This window comes from Zhouia amylolytica AD3 (assembly GCF_000511935.2).
GTDB lineage: Bacteria > Bacteroidota > Bacteroidia > Flavobacteriales > Flavobacteriaceae > Zhouia > Zhouia amylolytica.
In genome coordinates, this window is record NZ_AYXY01000001.1 from 414,745 (window position 1) to 437,872 (window position 23,128).

Annotated in this window: 23 protein-coding genes; 17 read left to right on the plus strand and 6 right to left on the minus strand. The window is 36.1% G+C overall.

The window, feature by feature from the left end; translation table 11 throughout:
* Nucleotides 1–96: 96 nt before the first annotated feature.
* The 10 genes from P278_RS02095 to P278_RS02135 all read left to right on the plus strand — a co-directional run bounded on the left by P278_RS02095 (nt 97) and on the right by P278_RS02135 (nt 7,914).
* Nucleotides 97–708: a fumarylacetoacetate hydrolase family protein gene (locus P278_RS02095; protein ID WP_038261459.1), complete on the plus strand. Its 612-nt coding sequence runs from the start codon at nt 97–99 to the stop codon at nt 706–708.
* On the plus strand, nt 709–1,047 hold the full coding sequence (locus tag P278_RS02100) for an Hpt domain-containing protein (RefSeq protein WP_038261462.1): 339 nt from the start codon (nt 709–711) through the stop codon (nt 1,045–1,047).
* Complete coding sequence (locus tag P278_RS02105; RefSeq protein ID WP_038261465.1) at nt 1,047–2,294, plus strand: competence/damage-inducible protein A; 1,248 nt, start codon at nt 1,047–1,049, stop codon at nt 2,292–2,294. The genes P278_RS02100 and P278_RS02105 overlap by 1 nt, the downstream gene beginning before the upstream one ends.
* Nucleotides 2,295–2,370: 76 nt before the next feature.
* Nucleotides 2,371–2,607, plus strand: a complete 237-nt coding sequence (rpmB, locus tag P278_RS02110) for a 50S ribosomal protein L28 (protein ID WP_038261468.1) — start codon at nt 2,371–2,373, stop codon at nt 2,605–2,607.
* 20 nt (nt 2,608–2,627) lie between these two features.
* Nucleotides 2,628–2,810 (plus strand): 50S ribosomal protein L33, encoded by a 183-nt coding sequence (gene rpmG, locus P278_RS02115; RefSeq protein ID WP_038261471.1) that lies wholly within the window; start codon nt 2,628–2,630, stop codon nt 2,808–2,810.
* A 12-nt stretch (nt 2,811–2,822) separates the two neighbouring features.
* Nucleotides 2,823–2,975 carry a DUF4295 domain-containing protein gene (locus P278_RS16380; protein ID WP_074979502.1) on the plus strand — a complete coding sequence of 51 codons (153 nt, stop codon included), beginning with the start codon at nt 2,823–2,825 and terminating at the stop codon, nt 2,973–2,975.
* 213 nt (nt 2,976–3,188) lie between these two features.
* Nucleotides 3,189–4,823 carry a glycoside hydrolase family 5 protein gene (locus P278_RS02120; protein ID WP_082436062.1) on the plus strand — a complete coding sequence of 545 codons (1,635 nt, stop codon included), beginning with the start codon at nt 3,189–3,191 and terminating at the stop codon, nt 4,821–4,823.
* Nucleotides 4,824–4,971: 148 nt separating this feature from the next.
* Nucleotides 4,972–5,925: a signal recognition particle-docking protein FtsY gene (gene ftsY, locus P278_RS02125; RefSeq protein ID WP_038261473.1), complete on the plus strand. Its 954-nt coding sequence runs from the start codon at nt 4,972–4,974 to the stop codon at nt 5,923–5,925.
* A 94-nt stretch (nt 5,926–6,019) separates the two neighbouring features.
* On the plus strand, nt 6,020–7,633 hold the full coding sequence (locus P278_RS02130; RefSeq protein ID WP_235444232.1) for an amidase family protein: 1,614 nt from the start codon (nt 6,020–6,022) through the stop codon (nt 7,631–7,633).
* Between the two features lie 5 nt (nt 7,634–7,638).
* Nucleotides 7,639–7,914, plus strand: coding sequence for a hypothetical protein (locus P278_RS02135; RefSeq protein ID WP_038261478.1), 276 nt, complete (start codon nt 7,639–7,641; stop codon nt 7,912–7,914).
* Here the strand turns inward: P278_RS02135 and P278_RS02140 are convergent.
* From P278_RS02140 to P278_RS02150, 3 genes are all read right to left on the minus strand, one after another.
* Nucleotides 7,907–10,417, minus strand: coding sequence for a M14 family metallopeptidase (locus P278_RS02140; RefSeq protein ID WP_038261481.1), 2,511 nt, complete (start codon nt 10,415–10,417; stop codon nt 7,907–7,909). The two genes, P278_RS02135 and P278_RS02140, sit on opposite strands and share 8 nt — an antisense overlap.
* Before the next feature lie 178 nt (nt 10,418–10,595).
* Nucleotides 10,596–10,985, minus strand: coding sequence for a PUR family DNA/RNA-binding protein (locus P278_RS02145; protein ID WP_038261482.1), 390 nt, complete (start codon nt 10,983–10,985; stop codon nt 10,596–10,598).
* A gap of 78 nt (nt 10,986–11,063) precedes the next feature.
* Nucleotides 11,064–12,821, minus strand: a complete 1,758-nt coding sequence (locus tag P278_RS02150; protein ID WP_038261485.1) for an ABC transporter ATP-binding protein — start codon at nt 12,819–12,821, stop codon at nt 11,064–11,066.
* A gap of 141 nt (nt 12,822–12,962) precedes the next feature.
* On the opposite strand from P278_RS02150, the gene P278_RS02155 reads away from it, so the two are divergent.
* From P278_RS02155 to yajC, 4 genes are all read left to right on the plus strand, one after another.
* Nucleotides 12,963–14,066, plus strand: coding sequence for a Leu/Phe/Val dehydrogenase (locus tag P278_RS02155; protein WP_038261488.1), 1,104 nt, complete (start codon nt 12,963–12,965; stop codon nt 14,064–14,066).
* An 83-nt stretch (nt 14,067–14,149) separates the two neighbouring features.
* A complete protein-coding gene (gene nusB / locus P278_RS02160) occupies nt 14,150–15,091 on the plus strand; it encodes a transcription antitermination factor NusB (protein ID WP_038261491.1) in 942 nt (313 codons plus the stop codon).
* A 68-nt stretch (nt 15,092–15,159) separates the two neighbouring features.
* On the plus strand, nt 15,160–15,636 hold the full coding sequence (locus P278_RS02165) for a DUF1573 domain-containing protein (RefSeq protein ID WP_038261494.1): 477 nt from the start codon (nt 15,160–15,162) through the stop codon (nt 15,634–15,636).
* Nucleotides 15,637–15,655: 19 nt separating this feature from the next.
* On the plus strand, nt 15,656–15,943 hold the full coding sequence (gene yajC, locus P278_RS02170) for a preprotein translocase subunit YajC (protein WP_038261496.1): 288 nt from the start codon (nt 15,656–15,658) through the stop codon (nt 15,941–15,943).
* A 53-nt stretch (nt 15,944–15,996) separates the two neighbouring features.
* Here yajC and P278_RS02175 read toward each other — a convergent pair whose 3' ends face one another.
* Both P278_RS02175 and pepT read right to left on the minus strand, forming a co-directional pair.
* Nucleotides 15,997–16,587, minus strand: coding sequence for a YdeI/OmpD-associated family protein (locus P278_RS02175; protein ID WP_038261499.1), 591 nt, complete (start codon nt 16,585–16,587; stop codon nt 15,997–15,999).
* 6 nt (nt 16,588–16,593) lie between these two features.
* A complete protein-coding gene (gene pepT, locus P278_RS02180) occupies nt 16,594–17,838 on the minus strand; it encodes a peptidase T (RefSeq protein ID WP_038261502.1) in 1,245 nt (414 codons plus the stop codon).
* A gap of 286 nt (nt 17,839–18,124) precedes the next feature.
* On the opposite strand from pepT, the gene P278_RS02185 reads away from it, so the two are divergent.
* Entirely contained in the window at nt 18,125–19,138 is a 1,014-nt protein-coding gene (locus tag P278_RS02185) for a quinone-dependent dihydroorotate dehydrogenase (protein ID WP_038261505.1), read from the plus strand.
* Here the strand turns inward: P278_RS02185 and P278_RS02190 are convergent.
* Nucleotides 19,135–20,754 carry a class I SAM-dependent methyltransferase gene (locus P278_RS02190; RefSeq protein WP_038261510.1) on the minus strand — a complete coding sequence of 540 codons (1,620 nt, stop codon included), beginning with the start codon at nt 20,752–20,754 and terminating at the stop codon, nt 19,135–19,137. The two genes, P278_RS02185 and P278_RS02190, sit on opposite strands and share 4 nt — an antisense overlap.
* A 122-nt stretch (nt 20,755–20,876) precedes the next feature.
* Here P278_RS02190 and P278_RS02195 point away from each other — a divergent pair, with 122 nt between their 5' ends.
* Nucleotides 20,877–21,740: a hydroxymethylglutaryl-CoA lyase gene (locus P278_RS02195; protein ID WP_038261513.1), complete on the plus strand. Its 864-nt coding sequence runs from the start codon at nt 20,877–20,879 to the stop codon at nt 21,738–21,740.
* Nucleotides 21,741–21,864: 124 nt separating this feature from the next.
* Entirely contained in the window at nt 21,865–23,061 is a 1,197-nt protein-coding gene (locus P278_RS02200) for a DUF4856 domain-containing protein (protein WP_038261516.1), read from the plus strand.
* The last annotated feature ends 67 nt before the right edge of the window (nt 23,062–23,128 follow it).

The window sequence follows — 23,128 nt, forward strand, 5'->3', positions numbered from 1 at the left end:
TGTTTTAAAAGTCATTTCATATCGGATGATTCTGTGTTTTTGGAGTTTGTTTTGGTTTAATGATTTATTAATTGGTAACTTAAGATTGTTTAGGAGATGAAGATTATTTGTGTTGGAAGAAATTATACGGAACATATTGAGGAGTTGGCTAATGAAAAGCCGGATAACCCCGTTGTTTTTATAAAGCCCGATACTTCGATTTTGAATAAAGAACAAGGTTTTTATATTCCGGATTTTTCTGAAGAAGTGCATCATGAAGTAGAATTACTTGTTCGAATTAATAAGGTCGGGAAGCATATTGATCCGAAGTTTGCTCATAAGTATTATGACCAAATTAGTTTAGGGATTGATTTTACCGCCAGAGATCTTCAGGCTAAACTTAAGGAAAAGGGATTGCCTTGGGAAAAGGCTAAAGCTTTTGATGGTTCAGCTCTTATAGGAGAATGGATAGACAAGAATGAATTTGAAGATATAGATAAGGTTGATTTTAATCTTATTAAGAATAGTGAAGTTGTTCAGAAAGGAAATACAGCTCACATGTTATGGAAAATTGACGAGCTAATATCATATGTCTCTAAATACTTTACGCTTAAAACAGGGGATGTTGTATTTACGGGAACTCCATCTGGGGTTGGTAAAGTTACTAAAGGTGATTATTTGGAGGGATATTTGGAAGGAAAGAAATTGTTTACCCTTAATATAAAATAAATGAAATACCAACTAGATAAACTGAACGAATTAGCTGCCGGTGATCAGGAGTTTATAGAGACTATTGTCGCGGCATTTTTGGAAGAAGTACCAGGAGATTTAAACAGCTTAAAGGAGGCTATTGCACAAGAAGATTTTGACGCTATTTATCAATATGCTCATAAGCTAAAGCCTAATTTGGATTTGCTGGGAATGGAGTATGCCAAAAATAGTATTCTAACCATTGAAAAGGAGGCGAAAGGTGATCAAAATATTGAGTTAATCAAGTCGTTGATTCCTGATGCTGTTGTTTATGTGGACGAAACCATATTGGAACTTAAAAAAGACTTTCAGTTGTAATGAATGCTGAAATTATCACAATTGGTGATGAAATTCTTATTGGTCAAATTGTCGATACGAATTCTAGTTTTATAGCTAAGGCACTGAATAAAATTGGAGTTTCGGTATTTCAAATGACCTCTATTCAAGACGAGAGAGCACATATTTTAAATGCGCTCAATGAGGCTGAGCGAAGGGCTGATATTGTTATATTAACCGGAGGGTTAGGGCCTACTAAGGATGATATTACCAAGTATACACTTTGCGAATATTTTAATGATGAATTAGTAGAAAATGAGGCTGTTTTAAAGCACGTGGAAGCGCTCTTTAAGAAATACCTTTCTGTGCCTTTACTCGATGTTAATAAGAAGCAGGCCTGGTTACCATCTAAGGCCGAAGTCTTGTTTAATAATTTCGGAACAGCTCCGGGAATGTGGTTTGCCAAGGGCGAGAAAATATTTGTTTCTTTACCGGGAGTTCCGTTTGAGATGAAGTCATTGATAGAGGATGAGGTTATACCCAGAATTCAAAATGCATACAAAACTCCTTACATTCTTCATAAAACGATTTTGACCTATGGTATAGGAGAAAGTGCCCTTGCTGATCTTATCTCGGATTGGGAGGATAATCTTCCGTCTTTTGTAAGGTTGGCTTACCTGCCTAATTTAGGAAAAGTGAGGTTGCGACTTACGGCTAAGGGTGATAACAGAGAGCTTATAGATTCTGAGGTAGCAAAACAGATCGAGATATTACGTGCCATTATAGGCGATGCGATCTACGGATTAGAGGAAGAGGATTCTATAGAGGCTTTAATTGCCAGGCTCTTTACGGAAAAAAATAAGACTCTAAGTGTAGCAGAGAGTTGTACAGGCGGTAAGCTTGCTGAAGCTATAACCGCTGTTCCCGGAGCCTCAAAATATTTCAGGGGAGGGGTTGTAGCTTATGCTACCGATACTAAAGTGGATATTTTAAAAGTGTCGGAATCCCTTATCAATCAACATTCTGTCGTTAGCGCTGAAGTTTCTGAGGCCATGGCTCTGGGGGTTAAAAAGTTGTATAAATCGGATTATTCTATGGCTACAACGGGTAATGCAGGGCCTACCAAGGGAGATTCGGAAGCAGAATTGGGAACGGTCTATATTGCCATAGCTACGCCAAGTGGTGTGTTTTCGGAAGCATTCAATTTTGGAAATCATCGCGAAAGAGTGGTAAATAAGGCAGTAAATAAGGCTTTTGAAATGCTTCAAAAAGAAATTTTAAAAAATTAATGCCTGGTGCTTGTACGGATGGTGAAAAATTCGTTAATTTGCACCCTGTTTTGAAATAACACAAAAGTTAGAAGAAATGTCAAGAGTTTGTGAACTTACAGGTAAGAAAGCAATGGTGGGAAATAATGTTTCTCACGCAATGAACAAAACCAAGCGTAAATTTAACGCTAACCTAACAAAAAAGCGTTTTTATATCCCTGAGGAGGATAAGTGGATTACTTTAAAAGTGTCTACTTCTGCACTTAAAACTATCAATAAGAAAGGGATATCAGCGGTTTTAAAAGAAGCTAGAGCAAAAGGATTTATTAAGTAATCCTCTAAAACGATATTAAAATGGCAAAGAAAGGTAATAGAGTACAGGTTATTTTAGAGTGTACTGAGCACAAAGAGTCTGGTAAGCCAGGTACATCTCGTTATATTACTACAAAAAATAAAAAGAACACTCCGGATAGATTAGAGCTTAAAAAGTTTAATCCTATCTTGAAGAGAATGACAGTTCACAAAGAAATTAAATAATATTTTTGAGTCATGGCAAAGAAAACAGTAGCAACGTTACAAGGTAAATCAAAAAGGTTGACAAAAGCCATTAAAATGGTGAAGTCTCCAAAAACTGGTGCTTACACTTTTGTTGAGTCTGTTATGGCTCCAGAAGTTGTTAACGACTGGTTGAGTAAAAAATAAGTTCACAAAATTTATTATACATAAAGCTGCACTCTAACCGAGGGCAGCTTTTCGTTTTTGGGGTAGCGATCTCTCTTCAGATTTTATAATCGTTATATAAAGCCCTAATGCCCTTTGATCCCTTGTGAGGGCTTTTTGTACCAAATAGATTTAGATTTCCGGATAAATAACCATATGCGGTAGATTTGTTTAATAAATTTAAACAGATTAATTATGGTTTATTTGATTACATCGATGTTCAGTTGGCGGCTTGCTCTTCGTGTTTTGGTTTTAACACCCGTGGTAATAGTCATGTCTTTTTTGGTGCAAAGTTGTTCAGGTTCTAATTCAAAGGAGAAAGCAACACTTAGTCGTATAAGTGTCGAAGATGGTGTTATAAAAGACGAAGCAGGCAGATCCATACTGTTAAATGGTATTTGTCATATTAATAAAGATCCGGCTGCGGATTATTTACACCAGGAAGATTCATTGTTGTTTATAAAGTTTAAAGCGCTTGGTTTTAATTGTGTTCGGTATGGTATTTTCTGGGATGCTTTAGAACCTAGGCCAGGGTTTTATAATGAAGTCTATTTAAAGGAGATTGATAAAAGAGTCCGCTGGGCTGAGGATAATGGTATTTATCTTATTCTCGATATGCATCAGGATTTGTATGCCCGTCGATTTAGTGATGGTGCTCCGGAATGGGCAACGCTTGATGAAGATATGCCACATGTCACAGGAGCCATCTGGAGTGATTCTTATTTGTTGAGTCCTGCGGTACAAAAATCTTTTGACAATTTTTGGGCAAATAAGCCGGCCAAAGATGGTAAGGGGGTGCAAGATAGGTATGTGAATGTTTTAAAGGTTCTTGCTGAACGGTATCGCTCAAATTCATCAGTCGCTGGTATCGATGTAATGAATGAGCCGTTTCCTGGTTCCGTGGCCAAGCAAATACTACCATTATTATTGACAAAATATGCTGAAATCGTTTATGAAGACTCCGGGCAAAAGTTGAACGAGGATGAATTGGCTGCCCTATGGGGAAATGCCTCAGGTAGGAATGAGGCTCTTGAGGTGCTAAATCGAAATCAAAATTTCCAAAAGTTAATTTCTGTAATTCAAACCATTTCCGATAATTTTGAAAAAGGAAGTTTATCTGCTTTTTATCAGAAAGTCCGGGATTCTATTCGGGAAGTTAATGAGGATATACTTCTAGGTTTTAATCATAATTATTTCTGTAATATGGGAGTAGAGAGTACTTTTAAGATTCCTTATGATGAAAATGGGGTGCGTGATTCTTTAGTATTGTATACTCCTCATGCTTATGATTTGGTTGTAGATACGGATGATGTGGAAAAGGTTAATGACAAAAGATTAAGCTATATATTGTCTGTTATAGATTCGTCGGCAAAAAAGCGAGGAGTGCCCGTAGTTTTGGATGAGTGGGGTGCTTTTCCACTGTCTTCTGATGTTTCTTACGTTCGTCCGTGTAATGTGCATATTAATTTAATAGAGCGATATAAGATGGGACAAACCTATTGGGCTTACCAGAAGGGCATCTCGAAGCAGTCTTATTTTTCTGATTGTTTGGTTCGAAGCTATCCGGTGGCAGTAACCGGGACTCTTTTGTCGTATAGGAATGAAATTGATGGTAGCTTTTCTTGTTCGTGGAAACCGAATCTCAGTATATCTAAACCTACTCTTATATATGTTTCCGATGTAAGTGAGTTTAAAGCTATGGAGCTTCAGACTAATGTGGCTCCTGAACATATAGAATTAATCGAAATTCCGAATTCACATTCAGCTTTTCTGGCGATTAATAGTGATGGAAAATCCAAGGTAATTAAATTTGGATGGACGGTAAAGTAGATCGATTAAAATTTAAATTGGAAGATGTTCTGTGCGGTTAATTAATGTAAACATATTGTTTTTGAAAAGAATCAGTCTATTTGAGTTTTAGTCAAGTATTTAATTGCCTAAATTTGCGTAGTTTTATCATAAATAAATTTCATAATAAATGAGCTTATTTAAAAAAATATTCTCTTCGGATAAAAAAGAGACTTTAGATAAGGGGCTGGAAAAATCAAAGACCAGCTTTTTTTCAAAACTTAGTAAGGCTGTCGCCGGAAAATCTAAGGTAGATGATGAGGTTCTGGATAATCTTGAAGAAGTATTAGTTACCAGTGATGTTGGTGTGGATACCACTTTAAAGGTAATAGAAAGAATTGAGGACAGGGTTTCGCGCGATAAGTATCTCGGTACAGATGAATTGAATAAAATTCTACGGGAAGAGATTGCCAATCTTCTTTCCGAAACCAATAAAGGTGTAGCGACTGAATTTTCAATCCCAACTGATAAAAAGCCTTATGTGATGATGGTTGTCGGGGTTAATGGAGTTGGTAAAACAACGACTATTGGTAAGTTGGCTTATCAATTTAAAAAGCAAGGAAAGAAGGTTGTTTTGGGTGCTGCTGATACCTTCAGGGCTGCTGCTATAGACCAGTTGCAGGTATGGGCAGACAGAGTTGGTGTGCCTATTGTTAAACAGGATATGGGGAGTGATCCTGCTTCTGTAGCGTATGATACCTTAAAGTCTGCTATTTCTAAAGATGCGGATATCGTGATTATCGATACAGCCGGACGATTGCATAATAAAGTGAATTTAATGAATGAGCTTTCCAAAGTAAAAAGGGTAATGCAAAAGTTGGTTGGGGATGCTCCTCATGATGTGTTGTTAGTTCTTGATGGTTCAACAGGGCAAAATGCATTCGAGCAAGCCAAACAATTTACAAAGGCAACTGAAGTTACTTCTTTGGCGGTTACTAAACTGGATGGTACTGCCAAGGGTGGAGTTGTAATAGGAATATCTGATCAGTTTCAGATACCGGTTAAATATATCGGAGTTGGAGAAGGGATTGAAGACCTTCAGGTATTTAATAAGTATGAATTTGTAGATTCTTTTTTTAAGTAACAGGTACCAGAAAAGCTTTTATAAAAAAAAACTCCATCTTGTTAAGGTGGAGTTTTTTTGATTTAAGTTTTTATCTTTAATGAAAAGTAACTTTATGAAATCATTCATAGCAATCGCTTTATTTTCTTTGTGTTTGGCCTGTAAGACTGATCCTAAACAGGAGGTGTCAGATAATTATGAAGAATCGACTGAAATTTTGGAACAGCAGGAGCATCCTAATAAAAGAATGCGTTATAAATTGATTCAGTCGCGTTATAAGCAAGAGGAGCCATGGCAGGTTTTTGATGAAAAACTGGATAGTTTCCCCGTTCGGAGGTATGAGGAATTAAAATCTTCGATTTTAGGGAGGAGTATAATTCAAATTCAGGCTTCAGTTGCGAATAATGAATTCTCTTATGAGGAATTGACTCTCTTTTATCTTTATCGAATTAGATATTACGAAGGCAATCCATTAACGTCGCTTCATTCAATTATTGAATTAAATCCAGAAGTGATAGCCCTTGCCAGGGAAATGGATCTCGAAAGGAAATCGGATAAAAATCATGAAGTTTATGGTATTCCAGTTCTTTTGAAAGATAATATCGGTGCATCGGGACTTCATACAACGGCGGGTGCTGTTGCATTGGCAGAAAATATGCCGGAAGACGCTGTAGTAACGCGGAACTTAAAGGCTAAAGGTGCTATAATTCTTGGTAAGGTGAATTTAAGTGAATGGGCTTACTTTTTTTGTGATGGATGTCCGCTGGGTTACTCTGCTATAGGTGGTCAGACCTTAAATCCGTATGGCCGAAAGGTTTTTGAAACCGGTGGATCCAGTTCAGGAAGTGGAGTGGTTGTTGCCGCCAATTATGCGGTGGGAGCCGTTGGAACAGAAACTGCCGGGTCTATATTATCGCCGTCCGGACAAAATTCTGTTGTTGGGCTAAAACCGACTGTAGGTGTTTTGAGTCAAAATGGAATTGTGCCCATTTCAAGTACGTTGGACACCCCTGGTCCGATGACCGGAAATGTTATGGATAATTTCATAATTTTTGATGCGATGAAGGACGTTAGTGAATTAAATATGGGGTTAGATGTTTTGCAAAAGTCAACTTTAAAGGGCAAGCGTTTTGGGGTTTTTAAGGATTTGGTTCAGGAGGATTCCCTTTATTCAAGAAGTGTTGGCTTCCTTAAAGAAAATGGGGCAGTTGTCATTGAAGTGGAAGCACCAAAATTGAGTCTGGATGGATTTATAACCCTTTTGAATATAGATATGAAAAATGATTTACCTGCATATTTAGAGGCTAATGCAACAGAAGGGGTTGCGGTTAAAACTATTGAAGAGGTGGTTGATTTTAATCTTAAAGATTCTATAGTGAGGGTTCCGTATAATCAAAAACTGTTTGAAGGAATCATTTCGGATACCACTACCTCTGAGCAATTAGAGGATATAAAAATAGATTTAGAGTCAAAGGGTCGTAGCTATTTCAATAGTATTCTAGATACTCATGATCTCGATGCTGTGCTTTCTATTAATAATTATCATGCAGCTTTTGCTGCGGTGGCAAAGTACCCGGCTCTCATTGTGCCTATGGGGTATAAAGTGTCGGGAGAGCCCGTGGGTTTAACCTTTATTTCCAAACCGTTTCAAGAAATGAAATTATATGAACTAGGGGGTGCTTATGAAAGGATAAATCCGATAAGAGAACTTCCAAAAAACTATCAATAATATTCATGAAATCATTAATTATCATTACCAAAATCGTTGCATTTTATTGTCTTTTTTATGCCGGAGTTAAAGTCTTTGGGGTTTTTCAAGGAATGTGGTTGGTTCCTAACCTTTTTATAGCTTTAATTTTATTGATTAATGCAGCGTTGGGCTTTATCATTATAAAAAGAAACTCCTATAATTGGTGGTATGCCATTATAGGAGTTGTATTTATTTCAGCATTAAGATACTATGAATCTGAGGTATCAAATTATTTGTATCAATTAATATCTACTACATAACTTTTGAGAAGAATATGGCATTCATCAGTAATTTGTTGGTGCCATACCAAAATGCGCGGAAGTTTGTGTTATCTGTAAATGCAATTACACGTCCACTTCCGTTGCGTTGTACTTTAAAAGGAACAGCTCCTTTTAATAGTTCTAAGTTTTCCTCAGAGATGTAACCACTTAGTAATGGGTTTAAATCATATTGAATTGGATTGTTGTAGCTTTCTTCATTAGGTTTCATATAGATGTTTGTGTTTCTAAAAACCGGCAATGTTTCGTTTTTATAGCCAAAGTTTATCGGATGAGACCTATCGAGGTTTGCTTTGAAGATTGCACCTCCAGTTACCTGAGCTCCAGAAAAGAATTGCTTTTGCTCGAAAGTGATATTCTTAGCGGTCATTTCGTTTTTCTTGAATTCTACCTTGAGCAGGTCATTACGTTCGAGCCAATTTACCGCATTGCGGTAACCAATCAGGGTACCCCCATTGCGCACCCAGTCTTTTATTTTTTGGGTAGCAGTTCCGTTTAAAGCACTTCCCCACATGTTTGGAAGGATTATAGTGGTGTATTTGTCGAGACTTGTTCTGCCTAAATTGTCGGTGTCTAGTTTAGTAATTTGCATGTTATATCGCTGATCGAATAAATGCCATATTTCTCCAGCATCGTAAGATGTAATTCCATTGCCTACAATCAAAGCGACTTTCTGTTTTTTTAAGGCTTCAAAATCATTGCTTCCCAAGTCGATTCCTTTGGTTAATCCTGTTGCTACGGAGGTAATCTCTATATGTGCTTCTTTTGCAACCTTTTGAAGGAATTCGTATAGCTCGCTTTTGTTTAATTTTTGGTTTTGTACGGGAATCATTATTGTTCCGTAGTCATAGTCTTTGCCTTCAAGGCTGAAAGGTGTTTTACCTACTTTGGCTCTAAGTCCCTTGTTAAGGATCATGTTCAGAGCTTTTGGGGTGTAATACTCATGCCAATCAAACAGGTAGGCGTAGTTGCTTTGTTCGTTAACATTACCTGTTCTTAGGGTAATGTTGTTTGTTCTGTTTCCAGCTGTTTTGGTTTCTTCAAAGTCTAAATTAAAGGCATAAGGAAATGTCCATGCAGAAATGTCATAGAACAGGCTGTCTTCGAACTCAGTTCTAATGTCGAACATTGCTTCTATCAGGCGATGATTTTTTTGATTTTTGGGAACCAAATAGCTATATCCTTTTTTAAAGGTCTTTTCATTTATGGTGATATCTTCATTAGCCTGGTACAATTCAATTTTCTGACTTTCTAAAATTTTGGCTAACTGATATGTTTTGGCGGCATCTTTTTCATCTCCAAAAATATATGCGCTGCTTTTTGATTTTGCGGCCTCCTTTCTGGCATTTGTATAAAATTCTCGTTGATAGTTTAGTATATCGACGCGAAGGTTTTTTGCAGCTTCAAGGGTAGATAATGCTGTTGTGAATTGATTTCTTATGGTGAATGGAAAGGTGAGGATTCCGTTTTCTGATTCCTGTATATGTCCTCTTGAGCTTCCTTGTTCAAAAAGAATACCTATACTTCCGTTTATATCCGGGAATGTGGAACCTTTTCCGTAGTAGAAATCATCATAATCCTCTTCTGAGTAATATAGAGAGCCGATTTTATCTAATGCCTTTGCATGATATTTTGCAATTTCTTTTGTAAGTTGTTGGTTCATTTTTGGAGTTAAAGGATTCACTCTAGAGGGTTCTCCCGGCTGGAAAAAGAATGTTGAATTTGTACCCATTTCATGATGGTCGGTAAGGATATTGGGCATCCATTGGTGAAATGTTTTAATACGTGCTTTACTTTCCGGTAATTGTATCGGGAGCCAATCTCTGTTAAGGTCAAACCAGTAATGATTTGTTCGACCACCGGGCCAAACTTCATCATATTCTCTGTCATTCGGGTCAGGATTGAGAACATGGCTTCTATTGGTGTTAGCCCAGTAAGCAAAGCGTTGAAGTCCATCAGGGTTCAGAGATGGGTCGAGAAGAATGACAGTATTCTTTAATAAATCATTTATTTCATTTCCTTCAGCAGCAGCCAGATAGTAAATAGTAGCCAGTGCAGCGTTGGATCCACTCGGTTCATTTCCGTGTATAGAAAAACCTTGATAAACCACAATTGGCATATTTTCCGTATTAAGTGAATTCCCACTGTTTTCGGTTAGTTGAACATGGCTTTTTCTTATTTCGGTGATATTTGAATGGTTTTCAGGTGCGGTGATTGTTAAGAGGATTATTGGTCTTCCTTCATAGGTTTCACCTCGATTTTCGATGCTGACTCTCGGGGATACTTCAGCAATTTTTTTCATGTATTCTACCAGTTTATCATGAGTTACGTGCCATTCTCCAACTTCATGACCTATAATTTCTTTGGGGGTGGGTATTTCCTGGTTGAAGGATATGTTTTGAGGTAAATAGTAATCTAATGAAATATTGTTTTGCCCTAAGAGGATTTGGGTGAAAACAATAAATAGAAAAGTAATTTTTTTCATAGGTGTTGATTTTCTTAAAGAGTAAATTACCTCTAAGACGTTTCTTAGAGGGGTTAATTTATGAGTACATTATAGTAAACTATTCTTGGTATGATATGGATCATACCTGATAAGTAAATATAAAAAAACCACCTTTGAATTAACAGAGGTGGTTTCTACTTAAGAAAGTTTTAACTTTTTAAATATCGTCAAAGCTGATATCGGTAAACTTTTCGGTATTAACTTCTTCTACGTTTGATTCCGAATCGCCATTTGAAGAGAAGCTTTCTTTTTTAAAGTTTTTCTGATGTCTTTCAGATATAACTTCTTCTCCTTTGTTGTCTATGATGAAATTGGTGGTTTCATCAAGGATTTCTTTGAAGGCATCAAAATCTTCTTTGTAGAGATAGATTTTGTGTTTTTTGTAATGGAAAGAACCGTCGTCGTGAGTAAACTTTTTACTTTCGGTGATTGTTAAATAATAATCTCCAGCTTTGGTTTCTCTTACATCAAAGAAATAGGTTCTTCTTCCGGCTCTTAAAACTTTAGAGAAAATTTCGTCTTTCTCTAATAAATCTTTTTCGCTCATAATCCCTCTTGTAGTCTTAAAATTAGTTTTTTCAACAAATCAAAAATGTGAAAAAAATCGCAACGAAACAAAAAAAAATCAGTTTTCTTTTTCTGACAATTGATTTAAATATAGTTCTTTGTAGTATCCTTCCTGGTTTATTAATTGATTGTGAGATCCTTGCTGAATTATTTGTCCGTCTTCTAAAACTATAATTTTATCTGCGTTTTTGGCCGAAGAGACTCTATGACTTACAATAATTGTAGTTTTTTCGCTCGAAATTTTTCGAAGATTATTTAGAATTTGTTCTTCTGTTTCAGTATCTACTGCAGATAATGAATCGTCAAAGAGATATATCTGAGGATCTTTTATCATGGCTCTGGCGATTGAAACTCGTTGTTTTTGGCCCCCACTTAAAGTGATACCTCTTTCTCCCAATACGGTTTCGTATTTTTTATTAAATCCAAGAATATTTTCGTGTACAGCAGCTTTTTTGGCTGCTTCGATTACCTCTTCATCTGTTGCAGATGCTTTTCCGAATTTGATATTGTTTTTTATCGAATCAGAGAACAGGAAGGCATCTTGAGGAACAGCACCAATACTATTTCTCAGGTCAGATAAATTCATTTTTCTTATTGGTGTCTTATCTATATAAATTGTTCCTTCGGTCGTGTCATAGAGTCTTCCAATAAGATCCAGGATGGTGGATTTTCCGGATCCTGTTTTACCGATTATGGCTAATGTCTGTCCTTTTTCTATGGTAAAGGAAATATTTTTTAAGGCTGTTATATTTGTGTCATCATATGTCAAGCTAACATTTTTAAATGTTATTTCTCCTTCAACAGGTGTATGCGTGTCTACTTCATTTTGAATTTCCGGGGTTAGGCTCATGAATTCATTAATTCTCTTTTGTGAAGCTTCTGCTCTTTGGACTATAGAGGTAACCCATCCGACTATCGCCACGGGCCATGTCAGGAAGTTTACGTACATAATAAATTCAGCAATGATTCCAATAGAGTTAATTTCTCCGTTAATGTATTGCATACCCCCTACATAAATTGCCAGGGTGGTACTTAGTCCTATCATTAATATCATTAGGGGCATGAACCATGCGTTAACTTTAGCCAAATTCATACTACGGTTCTTGCCTTCGTTAGCAAGATTTACCAGGGAGGTGTTTGTTTCAGGTTCAATACTGTATGCTTTTATTACAGAAATCCCAGAAAATGATTCTTGAGAGAATGCAGATAGATCTGATAAATATGCTTGAACGGAAGTACTTCTTTCGTGAATCACTTTACTGATCTTATAAATAAGAATGGATAGAAATGGTAATGGTATTAATGTGTACATTGCCATGGTAGGTGATTTGTAGATCATTATTGGGATGACACAGATAAACAAGGTAATGGTTTGGATACTATACATAATGGCCGGACCTGCATAGCTTCTTACTTGGGTAACATCTTCACTAATTCGGTTCATTAAATCTCCTGTTCGGTTTTTTTTGTAGAAGCCGAGTGAAAGTTTTTCGTATTGTTTAAATATTTCATTTTTCAGGTCGTATTCTACATATCTGGATACATTAATAATGGTTTGTCTCATCAGGAAAGTAAAGAAAGCAGATAGGAGGGTAGTGCCGATAATGATCAGGATGTATAAAATGAGTTCATCTTTTACTTCCGTGAGGCTTGCATCGGGGGTGTTTAAGTAATTCTGAACGGCTGTGATCGACTTATTAATATATGGAGGGAGAAACAAAGAAAATATTCTTGCTATGATGGTAATGATAACTCCAATTAAGAGTTTCCATTTGTATTTATAGAAGAATTTATGAATTGATTTTAATTCTTTCATGTCTTATTTGAGGTTATTTAGATTTGATAAATAAGTGATTAAAAACGTTAATTTTATCAAATATTCAATTTAGGTATTGTTTTTTAGTTTAATTTTGACGAATTAAAAATTTAACACGCTAAAAATTTAAAATTCGTAAATATGGAATCAGAATTGATTGCTCTAAATGATCTTAAAAAAGTGGACCCGGTGTTTGGTCAGATTTCTTTTGATAATCATGAACAAGTTGTATTCTGTCAGGACAAAGATACAGGATTAAAGGCAATAATTGGTATTCATAATACAGTATTGGGTCCAGCTTTAGGAGGAACCAGAATGTGGAAATACAATAATGAATGGGAGGCCTTGAATGATGTGTTGAGATTATCTCGCGGTATGACTTTTAAATCTGCGATCAGTGGTTTAAATCTTGGTGGAGGTAAAGCTGTAATTATTGGAGATGCCAAAACTGAAAAAACTCCTGAACTCATGCAGAAATTTGGAGCTTATGTTCATTCATTGGGAGGTAAATATATTACTGCAGAAGATGTAGGGATGGAGACTTCAGATATGGATTTGGTACATGATGTTACTCCTTACGTTACTGGTATTTCCGAATCAAGAGGAGGCGCTGGAAATCCGTCACCAATTACTGCTTATGGTGTATATATGGGGATGAAAGCGGCGGCAAAGTTTCAGTTCGGTTCTGATGTTCTTTCTGGTAAGAAGGTGTTGGTTCAGGGAATTGGTCATGTTGGTGAAACTTTGGTTTCTTATTTAACCAAAGAAGATGCAAGGGTTGTTATTGCGGATATTAATGAAGAACGACTTAATGAGGTAAGTAGTAAATATGGTGCTGAAATCTATAGAGGAAAAGATCTTTATTCAGAAGAAGCCGATATTTATGCGCCATGTGCTTTAGGAGCTACAGTGAATAATGAAACGATAGGGAAGCTAAAGGCAAAGGTTATAGCGGGTGCAGCCAATAATCAATTGGCTGATGAGAATATCCATGGTGCTTTATTGAAAGAGAAGGGGATTGCTTATGCACCTGATTTTTTAATTAATGCCGGAGGTATTATTAATGTATATGCTGAAATTGAGAACTATGGAAAGCAGGAGATCATTAATAAAACTGAAAATATCTACAATACGACCTTAGAGATTTTCTCAAAAGCGGAGTTGGAAGGTATTACAACCCATCAAGCTGCCTTAAAAACGGCTCAGTCTCTTATCGATGCTCGTAAATTAGAGCTAAAAAAATAAGAGATATTACATAAATAATTTTAATTTTGCGGGGCGAAAGGATTTACCTTTCGCCCTTAATTTTTTAGTAAGTTCTTTAAAGTATGTTAACAAGAAGACATATTCGGGTAAAAGTAATGCAGTCGATCTATGCAATAGCCCAATCTGGTAATGCCGATGTTGATAAAGAGGTGAAGTTCGTTAAATTCAGCATGGATAATATGTATAATCTCTATTTAACGCTATTAGCACTGTTGGTGGAGGTTCAAAAAAAGGCTGAAGAACAGCAGCAATTATCACAGAAGAAATATCTAGCTACCCAAGAAGAAAAAAATCCTAATAAAAAATTTGTAAACAATAGTGTTTTAAAGCTCCTGGTTGAGAATGAGCTATTGACTGAAGAGCTTTCAAATAGGAAATTGTCATGGGATTTAGATGATAAATATGTAGAGATCATATATGATGCTATTTTGGCGAGTGATATTTATCAGGAATATATGTCGAAGTCAGAAACCAATTTTAAAGAGGACAGGGAGTTTGTAATTGCCATTTATAAGAATATCATTGCGCCTAATGATAAACTTTATGATTTTATAGAGGACCGCAATTTAACATGGGTAGATGATTTGCCATTGGTGAATACGCTTATTTTAAAAATGATCACCAATCTTAAAAAGGATCCTGATGCCAGATATTTCTTACCTTCCTTATATAAGGATGAAGATGATCTAAAGTTTGCTTCAGATCTATTTAAGAAAACGGTGCTCAATTATGAGAAACTACAGGAGGAGATTGTTGGTAAAACACCTAATTGGGATGTTGAACGAATTGCGGATTTAGATTCGATACTTTTAAAGATGGCGATCTGTGAATTTTTGAGATTTCCTTCCATTCCGGTAAAAGTTACTATGAATGAATATGTGGAGATTGCCAAAGAATATTCAACTCCTAAAAGTAGTGTGTTTATTAATGGTATTTTAGATAAACTGGTGAAAGAATACCAGCAAGACAATAAACTGAATAAGGTTGGTCGTGGACTCATGTAATACTCTGTAATAATTTATTATATTACGTTAATTATTAAGTAATTTTAACCCCTTAAAATTCTAACAAAATGAAAAAAGCAGTTTTAATGTTAGTTGCCGTAGCTTCATTGTCTATTGTATCGTGTAAGGATAATGCGACTAATAAGATAAAATCAGAAAATGTTGATATTGCAGCTCAACGTGATGAGGATGCTAAGAAATTACCAGTTATGACTTTTGAAAAGACAGAGCATGATTTTGGAAATATAGTTCAGGGTACTCCGGTTGAGACCAAGTTTAAATTTACTAATACAGGAGATGCGCCTTTAATTATTACAGATGCAAAATCTAGTTGTGGATGTACGGTTCCTGAAAAACCAAAGGATCCAATCGCGCCAGGAGAAACAGGAGAGCTTTTAGTGAAATTTAATGGTTCAGGTTCGAATCAGGTTACCAAGACGATCACTGTTACTGCAAATACAGCGAATGGTAATGAAACCTTGAGAATTAAAGCGTTTGTAACACCTAAAGATAAGGCAGGGTCGCCTATAAAAGTGTCTAACTAAGTATTTAATACTATAATTAATGGAAATTTTAAATCAATTTGCCCCGTTTATTTTAATTTTTGCGGTCATGTATTTCTTCATGATACGTCCACAGATTAAAAAACAAAAACAAGAAAAGAAGTTCGCTAGCGAATTAAAAAAAGGAGATAAAGTTGTTACCAAAAGTGGAATGCATGGTAAAGTATTGGATCTAAACGATGATAATACTTGTGTTATTGAAACTATGGCGGGCAAAATTAAATTTGATCGTTCGGCCATATCTATGGAAATGTCGTTACGTTTGAATGCTCCTGAAAAGAAGAAATAATCATTCTTATGATGATTTTATAAATAAATAAAGGCCGCAAGTGCGGCCTTTATTTATTTTCGATATTTATCATTCAAGCCTTCTCGCTTTAAGATCATAGGGATTATCTTTTCCAGGCGTTTTAGCCTAGTGCTATCTCTTTTGGCTTCTAATAGGTATTCGGCGAATTCTTTTTTCTTGTATGGAGTAAACTCCCCGAAAGCCAGTTTTAGTTTATTATTTTCCTCAAAAGCCTGTTCGAGCTCTATTGGGATGATGAGGTTATTTGATCTAGCCGATATGACTTCTTTGCCTTCTTGTTGATTACTAATCGCTTCTTTAAGGTAGTTTAGAATTAGTTTTTTATCAATTTCATCCATAGAGGTAAACCTCCATTGTCGCATTGCTACGGTTTTACCTTCTTGAGCATTTATTAGGACATTGTTTTTATCTTCAAGAAGAGCTCCATTAAAAAACCAGAGGCCTATATGGTTTTTAAATGCACCGAGCCCAACTACATTTTTTTTGTTAATGCTGTATGTGGGGGCACCCCATTTAATGGATTCTTCCATTTGGGTCTCAAGAATTAAAGTTCTTAGGGTTGTTAATTCTTTTTCCCATTTTTTGTGTTTCTTGAGGTATTCGTCAAATGAAGTAATTTTCATTAGTTTTTAATTAAGATATTTGGTAGCTGTAATTTCAGCAATCTTTATAATTACCTCTATTGCTTTTTGCATGCTTTCTACCGGGACATATTCGTATCTACCATGAAAATTATGACCGCCTGCAAAAATATTTGGACATGGTAAGCCCATGTATGATAATTGTGATCCATCGGTGCCACCTCGGATAGGTTTGATAATGGGTTCAATATTTAATTGTTTCATGGCTTCTTCTGCAATTTCTACAATATGAAAAACAGGTTCTACCTTCTCTCTCATGTTGTAGTATTGATCGCTTATTTCGATGGAAATGATATCATCGTTGTATTTTTGTTTTAAGTCGTCTGCAATTTGATTTACTAATTGTTTACGTGCTTCAAAATTATTACGGTCATGGTCTCTTATTATTCCTTCGATTTCAGTTAGCTCGATATCTCCTTTGATGCTATAGAAATGGAAAAATCCTTCTCTTTCGGAGGTGTGCTGAGGTACTTCCCGAGGAGGCAAAAGAGATAGGAATTCATTGGCCAATAAAACAGCGTTAACCATTTTATTTTTTGCATATCCTGGATGTACACTTTTACCTTTGAACTTTACGATTACTCCTGCAGCATTAAAATTTTCGTATTCTAATTCTCCAATCTGGCTTCCATCCATTGTATATGCCCATTCTGCTCCAAATTTTTTCACATCGAATTTATGAGCGCCTCTTCCTATTTCTTCATCAGGAGTAAAACCGACTCTAATATTTCCATGTTTAATTTCGGGATGATCGATTAGGTATTTCATGGCTTCCATGATCTCGGTTATACCGGCTTTATCGTCAGCACCAAGAAGTGTGGTTCCATCTGTGGTTATTAATGTCTGGCCTTTATATTGTTTTAGATCTTCAAAATAATCAGGAGATAAAACAATATTTTCAGTTTTGTTTAAAACGATATCTCCACCATCATAATCATTAATGATTTGTGGGTTTACATTGGTGCCACTATAGTCTGGAGTAGTATCGAAATGAGCTACAAATCCAATGGTAGGTATTTCATGATTGACATTTGTGGGAAGGGTGGCCATGATGTATGCGTTTTCGTCTATGCTTACATCTTGCATTCCCATGTCTTTAAGTTCTTCGACAAGCTTGTTGGCCAGATCCCATTGTTTTTTAGTACTAGGTGTAGTTTCACTTTTTGGATCTGATTGTGTGTCTATGGTAATATAACTAGTAAATCGGTCTATTACTTGTTGTTTGTTTGTCATGTTGTGTTATTTTTTTCAAAAGTAAATAATTTCATTGGCAATTTTATATTCTTAGCTGTTCATGGTCGTTAATAATCTAGTTCATTAAGCTTGCTTTTTAGTGGGTTTATATAATTCTTTATTATGGAATGGCTTGTCTGACGGAGCTCCTGTGTTTTTAATTACCATGACATTATACTTGCTTTTATTTAGCGTTTTGATAGAATTAATACGTTCGTAATTTTAAAATTAAAAGTAGTTTTTCATTCGTGTTTTTTTAGCTTATTTTTGCCCAAACAAAATCGGCATGTACAAACTTTTTATCCGTCCAATTCTTTTCCTTTTTGATCCGGAAAAGGTTCATTATTTTACATTTTCTGTTATTAAATTCATTCATAAGATTCCAGGTGTACCTGCATTGATCAGATCTATTTATAAGGTTGAAGATGAACGTCTGGAAAAGGAAGTTTTTGGACTGAAGTTTAAAAATCCTGTTGGATTGGCTGCCGGATTTGATAAAGATGCGCGCTTATTTAATGAGTTTTCTAATTTTGGTTTTGGATTCATCGAAATTGGGACCTTAACTCCAAAACCACAGCCTGGAAACCCAAAAAAGAGATTGTTCAGGTTGAAGTCCGATAGTGCAATTGTCAATCGGATGGGTTTTAATAATGGTGGAGTTGAAGATGCTGTTGAGCGATTAAAGAAAAACAAAGGGGTCCTTATTGGGGGGAACATAGGTAAGAACAAGGTTACCCCAAATGAAGACGCTGTAAATGATTATAAAATTTGTTTTGAAACGCTTTACGAATATGTCGATTATTTTGTCGTGAACGTTAGTTCTCCTAATACCCCCAATTTAAGGGCCTTGCAGGATAAGGAGCCTTTAAAGCATCTCTTACATACTTTACAAGAATTAAATACTCAAAAAACAATTCAGAAGCCAATCTTGCTTAAGATTGCCCCTGATTTGACGGACGAACAATTGTTGGATATTATAGAGATTGTAAAGGATACTAAAATCGCCGGAGTTATTGCTACAAATACGACGATTTCCAGGGACGGGCTGATTTCGGAAAATAAGAAGGAGACAGGGGGATTAAGTGGAAAGCCTCTGACCAACAGGGCTACTGAAGTTATTCGATTTTTGGCTAATAGAAGTGATAAGGCATTCCCAATCATTGGGGTTGGAGGTATTCATTCTGCTGAGGATGCTATTGAAAAACTAGAAGCCGGTGCTGATCTTGTTCAGGTCTATACCGGGTTCATTTATGAAGGCCCCAAATTAGTAAAAGAAATCAATAAGGCATTATTGCGTTAAGATCCTTTTAAAAGACAAATGCTAATGCTTGCTAATTCAGAATCCGGGAATTTAGCAAAGGATTCTTTGTTGATGTATAATCCGGCTCTTTCTGCAGCTTGTTCGAAAACATCAATTTCAACGATATACTGATCTGAATAGCCATGTGTAGCGTCATAGGCGGTAGCTGCTGTTTTGCCCAGATTCTTGGCCGTAAGGTCGGGAGGGGTGGTGTGTAGTTCAATAACCAGGAGTCCAAATTTTTCTACATAGGGTTTCCATAATGAAAGGTGTTCTGTTAAATTTTGTTCTACTTCATTGTTGTTGAGTGTTTTACCTTTGAAGGCGAATGCGCCTGTTGATTTGCTTATGAAGGTTGGTTCTTCTTTAGGTTGTTTCCAAATCCTGTTATGGTCTAAAAATGTTCGAACGTTTAGTAATTCTTTTAATTTAATATTATAATCGTTTTTAAGGGTTTGTTCTAATTGTATGGGATCGCTAATATCTCCCCAAATTACTTTTGCCCAGATATCGGCTTGTATCATATTGGCACGTGTGACTTTTAAAGCTGCCTGGTTGTAGTCTGCTCCTATTAAAAACAGTGGGTATTCATCTAAGTTTTTTCCTCTCAGGGTTTGCTTTTCTATCAGGTTATAAAGATGAATTAGAAATGCGCCATTTCCGCATCCCATGTCTAAAATTCCTTTGGGTTGTTCAGCCACGGGTTCTTTATTGAATATACTTAGAATAATCTCGTCTATTTTTTTGAAATAAATAGCATGAGCGCCACCGCTTCCCCAGACATTCATTTCTCTGTAAACATGTGGCTCGGGTTTGTTAGGTTCAAGTGTTCTCAGCGGTAAATGATCGCCAAATATTAATTGATCCAGATTTCTTAGGGTAGGTATGTATGAAACGGTGACGCCATATGCACTGGCTCTTTTGGCAAAAAACAATCCTTTTTCAGTAAAACTATAGGTGTCATTAGTTTTTGAAAACCATGAAAGTTTGGTAAGGATATTAAGGGCTTCTTCAAAAATTTTGGCTTCTTTATGGTACTCCTCGGGTTTAAACGAAGCTTCCATGAAGTATTTGTGAAACATTCCTCCTTGTCCCAGTATAACGATTAGCGGGCCAACGATCATGCCTTCCAGGTGTTTTAGGATTTGATAGTATACTTTTTGGTTTGATGGATTGATATTTTCAAATTCAGATCCTGCTTTTTGAAATTCAGTAAAGTTTTGTATTAATGTATTTACAATTTCTTTATTTAGTGCAGCCAGCCCTGTTTTTTCTGTTTTCTTTAAAAAATTTTTGACAGGAATGTATAGATGAGCAAATTCGTTTAATTTTACGGTATTATTATTCCTACTGAGGGTGATGGTGTTTTTTTTATTATCTACTTTGTAATTTAACCATCCTTGAGAGCTTAGAATTCTTAGAGCCACATTTAAGTATCCTGGGTTGGTATTGAACTTTGAAGAAATTTCGTTTATCTCTACGGGATCTTTTAATTTACTGAGAAATTCAATGACCTTGTTTTCATAAAGGCTTGTGACGGTCGGAGCTGTAACGATACCATCAAGGTGTTTGAAAAGTTCGGCCCGATAACTTTGTTTTTGTTGTTTAGTAAGCATTCGATTAATCATTGTGTGCTATTAAAGATACATAATTATATAGTTAATTATCCTGTTGATTATTTAGTTCTAATGAGATTAAATTGTTTTTATTAAAGAAAAACGTTTCTATCTTTGATGCAATGAGTGAAGTGAAAATTATAGAGTGTCCGAGGGATGCTATGCAAGGCATAAAGGATTTTATTCCAACCGAGAAAAAAGTGGATTACATTCAGTCTTTACTTAGGGTGGGATTTGATACCATAGATTTTGGGAGTTTTGTGTCGCCAAGGGCAATTCCTCAGATGGTTGATACTGCTGAAGTGTTAGAGAAGCTAGATTTGTCTGTAACGAAAAGTAAGCTCCTCGCTATTGTAGCTAATGTTAGAGGTGCTAATGATGCTTCACGGTTTAAAGAAATTGATTATTTGGGATATCCATTTTCAATATCTGAAAACTTTCAAATGAGGAATACGCATAAAACGATTTCGGAGAGTATTGAAGTCTTAAAAGAAATACTAGAAATTGCAGATAAATCGAATAAGGAGGTGGTCGCTTATTTATCAATGGGATTCGGCAATCCTTATGGAGATCCCTGGGATGTTGAGATTGTGGGTGAATGGACTGAAAAGCTTTCTTCTATGGGTGTACGAATTTTGTCATTGTCGGATACCGTTGGTTCTTCATCTCCTGAAGTTATTACTTATTTATTTTCTAATTTGATTCCCGAGTATCCTCAGATTGAGTTTGGTGCTCATTTGCATACAACACCTGATAGCTGGCATGAAAAGGTTGATGCGGCCTATAAGGCAGGCTGTAAGCGATTTGATGGTGCTATTATGGGGTATGGCGGCTGCCCGATGGCAAAGGATAAGCTAACTGGAAACATGCCTACGGAACGTTTGTTGTCTTATTTTAACGTTAACCAGGTTGAAACGAATTTACAAGCCATGAGTTTTGAGAGTGCGTATAATGAATCTATAAAGATTTTTAATAATTACCACTAGGAAAATAGCTACATCCAATCCCTTTCTTAATTTTTACTTAAAATTAATCTAAATAAACTTTGTTAAATTCAAATTCGTTTTTACATTTGCCCTGTTATTAATAATAAGTCTAAATAAACGAATAATGAGATCAAGATTACTGCTTTCAGTACTATCAATTACAACAATGGCATTCACTTCATGTTCATCGGATGATGATGGAGTGAACCTAGGATACGAAATACCTGCATCTTATACTTTTGAAAGAGATGGTGCTTCAACTGTAAGTTATGGAGGGCAAACCACAAGGATTTTAATGTTGGATGAATTAAGAACTTATCTTAAAACACAAGATAATTGGCCTTTAGATGCTAACAGGGTTTCAAATATGTATAGCAATACAGATGCGCCTTTTGAGAGTGCAGATTTAAATGAAGCAACCTCAAAACAACTAAAGAGTAAAACCGCTGCCTCAAGAGATTATTTTGTGAATTTGAATGGTGGAGGTTCAACAGCTGAGCAGGTAGCAGTCAGACAACAATTTGAGAATTGGTTGTCAGCTGCAGCAGAAGCTTCGGTTAACGGGGCGAATGCAGTTAATGCGGAGCCGGGTTTTGCTGGTATTGCAGATGGCAGTCGTTTAGTAGATGGTAACGGTTTAGAGATCGAACAAGTGATGGCTAAAGGATTAATGGGCGCTGTATTTGTAGATCAGATCTTAAATAACTACATAAGCGGAGCAGTTTTAGACGAAGCTTCAAATGTAGCCAATAATGATAATGCGGTTTTAGAGGAAGGTGAACTATACACTACTATGGAGCATAAATGGGATGAAGCTTATGGATACATTTATGGAGCCGGTGGAGGTAAATATTGGGATAGTTATATCAGTCAAGTGGATGCTGATTCAGACTTTTCAGGTGTTAGAGCCGCTATTGATGAGGCGTTTATTGCTGGTAGAGCCGCCATTGTTAATGGGGACTATGAAGAGAGAGATCGCCAGGCTGCAATAATTAAGGAGAACCTTTCATTGGTGGTAGCGGTAAGAGCAGTACATTATTTACAAAGCGGTAAAGAGAGTTTAGTTCCTGATGCTACAGCCGCTTTTCATGCATTATCTGAAGGGTACGGTTTTATTTTAAGTTTGCGATATACTCAAAATCCAAGCTCTGAAGCGCCATATCTTTCTAAAGAGGATGTAGACGGGATGTTGGAAACTTTATTAGGAGGTACAAATGGTTTTTGGGATGTTGATCATCTTAATGATAATTTAGATGTTATTTCTCAAAAAATTGCTGAAGCTTTTGGATTTACGGTAGAAGCTGCTGCAATTAGCGAATAACATATGATAAAAATCAGGTTTAAGAGCGTGTTCTCTTGAGTCTGATTTTTATATATTTGCAAAGTTT